The 6,716-nt window shown below is 43.4% G+C and carries 6 protein-coding genes; 2 read left to right on the forward strand and 4 right to left on the reverse strand.

Features of this window, described 5'->3' with window-relative positions; genetic code table 11:
- Together F6K52_RS29450 and F6K52_RS29455 are read left to right on the forward strand one after the other, a co-directional pair.
- The coding region (locus F6K52_RS29450; protein WP_293087096.1) for an alpha/beta hydrolase at positions 1-469 on the forward strand (469 nt) is incomplete at its 5' end.
- A 231-nt stretch (positions 470-700) separates the two neighbouring features.
- Complete coding sequence (locus tag F6K52_RS29455) at positions 701-1,030, forward strand: hypothetical protein (protein ID WP_293087100.1); 330 nt, start codon at positions 701-703, stop codon at positions 1,028-1,030.
- Between the two features lie 530 nt (positions 1,031-1,560).
- Here the strand turns inward: F6K52_RS29455 and F6K52_RS29460 are convergent.
- The 4 genes from F6K52_RS29460 to F6K52_RS29475 form a co-directional block, all read right to left on the reverse strand.
- Positions 1,561-2,589, reverse strand: a complete 1,029-nt coding sequence (locus F6K52_RS29460; protein WP_293087103.1) for a chlorophyll a/b binding light-harvesting protein — start codon at positions 2,587-2,589, stop codon at positions 1,561-1,563.
- A 143-nt stretch (positions 2,590-2,732) separates the two neighbouring features.
- Entirely contained in the window at positions 2,733-3,749 is a 1,017-nt protein-coding gene (locus F6K52_RS29465) for a chlorophyll a/b binding light-harvesting protein (RefSeq protein ID WP_293087106.1), read from the reverse strand.
- An 829-nt stretch (positions 3,750-4,578) separates the two neighbouring features.
- Positions 4,579-5,463, reverse strand: a complete 885-nt coding sequence (locus F6K52_RS29470) for an EfeM/EfeO family lipoprotein (RefSeq protein WP_293087109.1) — start codon at positions 5,461-5,463, stop codon at positions 4,579-4,581.
- Between the two features lie 433 nt (positions 5,464-5,896).
- Positions 5,897-6,716: hypothetical protein (locus tag F6K52_RS29475; RefSeq protein ID WP_293087112.1), on the reverse strand; the 820-nt coding region annotated here is incomplete at its 5' end.

Raw genomic sequence — 6,716 nt, forward strand, 5'->3', positions numbered from 1 at the left:
TTCTTTAACTCTATTATCAGTAGGTGTTAATCCTGCAGTTGACTGGCAAGCCCACTACTATGTGCAGCTCCAACTTTTACCCTGCACTCGCCAAGTGTTGCTTAGCCAAATGGTTAAGAGCCTCTTTGGTCATCACAATCACCGTATCACGAAAGGTTTAGTAACCATCCTAGAGCAGGATTTAGCTTTTTCTCCCTCTCCTCATTCCCTATATAAACGGGTTAGTGTACCACCAAAAGCGGTGCAAGTGCCATTAATGGTATGTGGTTGCAAAGATGACATTATTGTTGATTCTAATGCTTTGCAAGGATGGAAATCTTGGTTAAAAGAATGCGATCGCTTATGGGAATATCCCGAAGGGGGTCACTTTTGCCACTATTTTCATCCCAATCGAGTAGGACGGCAAATCGTCCGGTTTTGGGAATCCCTATCATCACCAGTCCCTGAGCCATTAGCGATTAGTAGTTAGGTAAGCATATGCGCTACGTGCACGCGTGCGCGTTCAGCTAAAAGCCTTGGGTTAATATAGCACTACGCATTAAAGTTAGGACATTGATAGAAGCAGCAAAAGCTAATGCACATGAACTTTTGCCTCTTGCCTTTTGCCTTTTGCCTTGCGCGTAGCGCTATACCTGATAGCTGAATACTTAAACTATCTGTAGCATCCATAAATTGAAATCTTATTAGTTAGTAGTTAAGCATGTTCGAGATACTTCTTTCTCAGGTTATTCAAAATTTACTAACGTTTCTGTGCTGCATAGCTGCTTGGACATTAATCGGAATAGCATTATGGCGGATTAGGGTCACCTTTCTAGACGGTGTCGCTCATCTGAGACAATTGCATCAAATTCCCTGTAGTCGCTGCGCCTTTTTTACTGGAGATTATCGCCTCAAGTGTACAGTGCATCCATCAAAGGCGCTAACAGAAGAAGCAATCAATTGTTATGACTATGAGGCAACTCTCAATCCTGCTAGGGTTAACTCACGACCATGTAAGTGTAGTCATCAAGCTACGTCTAAAATTGTTTGAGGATAATGCGTTCGGCTCTGCCGCTTCAGATGCGATTGGCCGTAGGGCACGCTAAGCGAACGCAAGTTAGGTCACCGTAAGTTATAAGTTATCAGCTAATGCGCTACATCACAGGCTAGAAGCCTGTGCCACCTTACGCGAACAGTTTTTAAATAAGCGCACCATTACGGTCTTGGGGGAAACCCCCAAGACCGCGCTGCATTAAGACAACAACTAAGCATTGGTTTAATCTTTTTTACGTCAGCACCTCAAGTAGCAAATAGCCCACGGCTGACGGGTGCTTCAGTTTTCCATGAAGTTTCTGATTTCATAGGAATTGGGATTTTTAATAAAAATATTTCTTAATAAATAGCTAAAAAACAAAAATCAGATCACCACCCTAGTGATCTGATTGGCTGTTGGTTTACCATAAGGAGGACTAGCTTCCTGTCTAGAGAAGAAACCCTGGCTCTGTGTCTCGTCTACATGGCAACTTACATTTTAAGTATACCAATTAATGCAAATATTTTGCAAGTATTTTTTCAAAGAAATTATGACGAAGGCTCTGTCGTTGGATTGTCTTGGGATTTCGACAGCTTCTGTAAGTACTTAATTTGAGTACTCATTAATACACTGCCAGAACGGGCTTGGACAGCATGCCACAGGTGCCCCCCTAAGAACAAGAGTCCCAAGAAAAACTGAATATTTGCTGCTACCAGACGGTTAGAACCGTAAAATTCAGTGGGAAAGACTGTAGTGTTGTTAGCAACAAAAGCAGCAGACACAAAAGCCATGAAGGCTAGAGACCCTAAACTGTAGGAGAGAATTGCTTCTCCTTCAATCTGGAGGGCACTCCTAGCCCAGTTAAATGGAGTGGAGACAATATGCCAAATTCCGCCACCAATACACATCATCCCAATCCAAATATGACCACCAATGACATCCTCTAAATTATTGACAGCTGCCATTCCCAGAGGATTCCAAGCCCCATCGACAATGCCAAAGAGATAACCAAAGATAGTCACTGGGTTAAGCGTTGGGCTGGTAATGATACGTACATCGCCAACAGCAGCGTCATAAATGCCACCAAAGACCATTGCTTTAGCTACCAGCAACAATGCACCCACACCTAGGAAAATCAGATGATGTCCTAAAATAAAGCTGAGCTTCTTGGGGTCAGTCCATTCATAGTGGAATTTAGGGGCGCGTCCACTGCCATCTTTCAAATTTGCAACACCACTAAAAACATGAAATAGACCACCTGCACCCAAAACAGCGGATGCAGCTAGATGCAAAATCCCAATCACAAAATAGGGATAGGTATCTGTGACGACACCACCGGGTGCGACACCCCAGCCTAAAGTGGCTAAGTGGGGTAACAAGGTTAATCCTTGATCAGACATGGGCTGACCAGGCACAAGCTGGGAAATTTCCGCTATGGTAGTTGCGCCTGCCCAGAACATAATCAAACCAGCATGAGCAATATGAGCTCCTAATAATTGACCGGATAAGTCCCTAAGACGGGCATTACCAAGCAACCAATCCGGATTAGTTGCTGATGGAATACTATTTGTTGTCATGAAAACCGAGTATCTCTATCTAACACATAAATTTGGTAGAGTGCTACTCAGCAGCCCAGGAAATTTTTGGTTTAGTAGGTGTTAGATTGATTGGACAGCACCTAACACCTACTACCTAGAGAGGGCTGCTTTTTACTAGCTAATTAATTCAAGCCTTCCTCAAATTTCTTAAAGTCAACACCGATGGAACGCAATGCATGCCATAGGTGACCTTGAAGAAAGAAGAAAGCTAGGAAGAAGTGGGCATTGGCCAACCAGCAGCGAGGAGTGTGGGCACCCAAAGGCAACTCAATAGTGTCGGCAAAATATGGGGAAACACCAAGCTTGACTTCTAAGGCAGGACCATAAAATTCGACGGGATAGGCTAGGGTATTAACTGCGCAGAAGTAAGCTGCTACAAATCCTGCCAGAGCAATACCGCCGAGAGAGTAGGAAAGAACTGCTTCTCCCTCGAAGCTGACGAGATTCTTTGCCCACTTCAGTGGTGGGATCAGGATGTGCCAAATACCACCACCAACGAGTAGCAAGCCAACATAGATGTGACCGCCCACCAAGTCTTCTAAGTTATCCACCGAGGCAAAATGGGTTTGATAGCCATAGATTGCCAATGGATTAAGATTTGGACTGGTAACGAGCCTAACATCATGAATTGTGGCATCGTATAATCCGCCAAAGTACATGGCTTTCGCCGCCAATAACAGAGCGCCTACTCCTAGGAAAATGAGATGATGCCCAAGAATAAAGCCTAACTTCTTAGGGTCATTCCATTCAAAGTGGAATTTAGCAGCACGACCGCCAGCATCTTTCAATTGTGCTGGACCTTTAGCGGAATGGAACAGAGCACCCGCTCCCAGAACAGCCGAGGAGATCAGGTGTAGAGCGCCAATCACAAAATAGGGGTAAGTATCTACTATCTGACCGCCTGAGCCTACACCCCAGCCCAAAGTAGCTAAGTGGGGCAGCAGAATCAGCCCCTGCTCACCCATTGGCAGGGTGGGATCATACCAAGAAATTTCAAACAGAGTAAATGCTCCAGCCCAAAAAACGATCAGGGCTGCTTGGCCGACATGAGCAGCTACGAATTTGCCAGACAAGTTGGCCAGGCGGGCGTTACCAGCCCACCAGTCATATTTAACCTCGGGATTACCGTATGTTTGCATACTCGATCCTTACTCGATCCTTAATTGCTTCATTGTTTCACCACCTCCTATCGAGGGTTGAGGTGAAATCACATGAATCGATTGTGCAGCATCAGAGAGGCAATTTAAAGTAAGTTGCAATATTTTGTAATATTTATTGCTAATAATTAGCATTTGTTAGATTCAAAAAATATCTAAAACTCTTGTATGTCAAAAGTTACAGGGATTTAACCTAATCCCAAATTACCCAAAATTGTTGTCAATGCCTATCATCAGTTTTTATTTTATAAATAAGAGTTATCATTAGTTTTTCTAATAGTTGCGGAAAATTCTGTTAAAATAGGAATATCTACTGGTGTCAGTTAGCTCAAACTTGACTTATGTATCTGAGCTATATCTGAAATCGTACAATTTAACTATGATTTAATAAGACTTAAGTATTGGCCACTTATGCAGTACATATAGCGGTTAAATATGGCCTGTAAAACTACATTTATGGTTTAGTAACGGACTCAAGCCTCAATGCTGCTTGATTTAATCCCCGATGGCTATAACCACCCTAATGGGTTTAATGTGATCAGAAATTCTATAATAAACCCCTTTGGTAACACTTGACAAATTTTAGCAATACATATAATGTCTATCCTAGACATCTTCTCTTATGTCTTATAACGAGCCAGAATCGCGGCAGAGATTACATTTATTACTCTCTGCCGCGCTTTTTGCTGGTCGTTGACCGGAATAGCCATGATCGTCTTAGGCCAATGGTATTAAGCATGAGTAGGATTAAGGGCAAAAACCATGAACTCAAAACCCAACAGCTAACACCGTGCCACCGTGCCACCGTTCCCTAAACTTCAAAACCAATGGGTAGTTCTAAAACCTTTGCTGCTTTGTACAACGCTCTGCGGAACCGATAGCCGACGTCCACAATATCTTTTCGCTGACTAATGTCGAGAGAACTATAGGGTTGAGCTGCGACTTCGCCCTGGGTGAAGTAAGGTTTAAGCTTGCCTTTTGCTGCTTTATAAGCTGCCTTAACCTCTTGATCCACACTGGGGTCTTTGTCTGCCACTCTTGGGGAATAAGGAGCATACTGGCTGAAAATTCCGATCCAGTTATCTGAGAAGATTAACAGGCTCTGATCCGACCAAGTTTCTTCTTCGCCACAAATCTTCTTGGCTACTACTTCTGTCGCCAAAGCAATCATCCCCTCAAAGTTCAAGGTGGAATTGAAGTTCTGCCGCTGATCTAAATCTTTGATTAGGGTTTTGACGCTCTCGACCAACTCTTTAGCATAAGGGAGCGCTGGTTTCACCTTCCCTTCCCGGTACAAGAGAACTTCGAGCCGGTGAAATCCCTTAAATTCTGGGTTATCCTCCCCGCCATCAAAAGCAGAGGGGCGAGCATCAATATCCCGGTCAGTTTCTTCAAAGCTGGCTGCGTAGGTTTCGATTTGCTCGTAAGGAGGACGGGCTTTGACATAGGCGTCTTTGGCATTTTCCAAATTGCCACTGCGAATTGCTTTCACTAAGTCTTCGACAAGGGGTAGCTGTACTTGAGCTTGTTGTCGGAAATACCTTAAGCCCTGATCAACCTCTGCAGCATAAGGATCTCTACCAGCTGCTGCAATTAACTCCTTGCTTGAACCAGGGCGAATTAGACTAGAAGCGGCTAGGGTGCCTAAACTACCCACAGCAGTAATTTGTAGTATTTTTCGTCGATTAATTGTCATGGGGTTAAAGTTGAGAAATATTCTTTTTTAGCTTCGATTATTATAGTAGACCTTGATCACCTTGATAAAAATCTTTATTGATAAATTAAACCTTAAAGATGTGATCAAGAGGTTGTGAACAGGTACTTAAGACACAAATATCCGATACCACCCAAAAAAAGTGACCAAAAAAAAAGAGCCAAGTCAGACTAGTGTTACTGATCCCAATTCTGGAAACTACGGCTACTCATCTCCCTATCTGCCTATATCCCCATCTCCCTGTCGCTCCATCTGCCTATCTCCTCATCTCCTCATCTCCTCATCTCCTCATCTCCTCATCTCCCCATTTCCCTATATCCCCATCTCCCCACCCCTCCCACACTCCCCATTTGCCCCTGAGGTAAACAACCTACCCCTGTGGGCTACTCCCTACTCCTTACAACCAACACCTATCCTAATCAATCAGACGAAACACTTTATTCTGCTTTTGAGCAGGTTGTTGTGATTTTTCTTGCTTAATTGTTTCTGGGTTGCTAGAAGGCTTCTCAGACTCTTTTGGCTTAGTTGATTCGGTAACTTTTGGTTTTTTCTCAAATACATTAACTCCTGCACCTTCTAACTCAATTACTCCTTCTGGAGAAACCCTGGCTATCTTTCCACTCAAAGCCGCTACCCAATCAGCAAAGCTATCCATCTTTTCTACTTGCTTTTTGAGGGTCTTGCGATTAAGTTCTGCCTGAACGGTTATGCCATTGTCACCAGTTAGTAGTAAGGTAACTTTCTTGCCTTGCTCTGGTAAATTAGGTTTTTGGGTAAACTTGACGGTAATTTCGGGTTTTCTGCCTTGAATCATGATAACTTCATTGGGTTTAGTTTGAGGGCTTGGTTGAGGTTGATAGTCAGTTTTTTCTTCGGAGTAATGTGAATAGAAATTTGAGTCTTCTAGATTTACGTTAACTGGATGAGCTTCCTCTATGTGGAGTTGCTCCCCTACTCGTCTACAAAAAAATTCCCAGAAATCATCCTTTTCTGCTGGTTCTGGCAAAGACCCCTGGAGACTTAACAAAAAAGGCTGCCATGGATAACTTTTGGCTTTTCCTCTAGGAGGCAGGTGATTGCGTTCTACATAAGCCACCACTGCTTCTGGCTTGACATCGTGAATTAAACCACGAACCCGAAACTGATCGACTCTTTTGTCACTGGGAGAATGACGTAGAGTAGTTTTCCCCTCTAGGGGAATAAATTTCTTAATTTGAATTTGAGCGAGTTTTCCA

The organism is Moorena sp. SIO3H5, assembly GCF_010692395.1.
Classification (GTDB): domain Bacteria; phylum Cyanobacteriota; class Cyanobacteriia; order Cyanobacteriales; family Coleofasciculaceae; genus Moorena.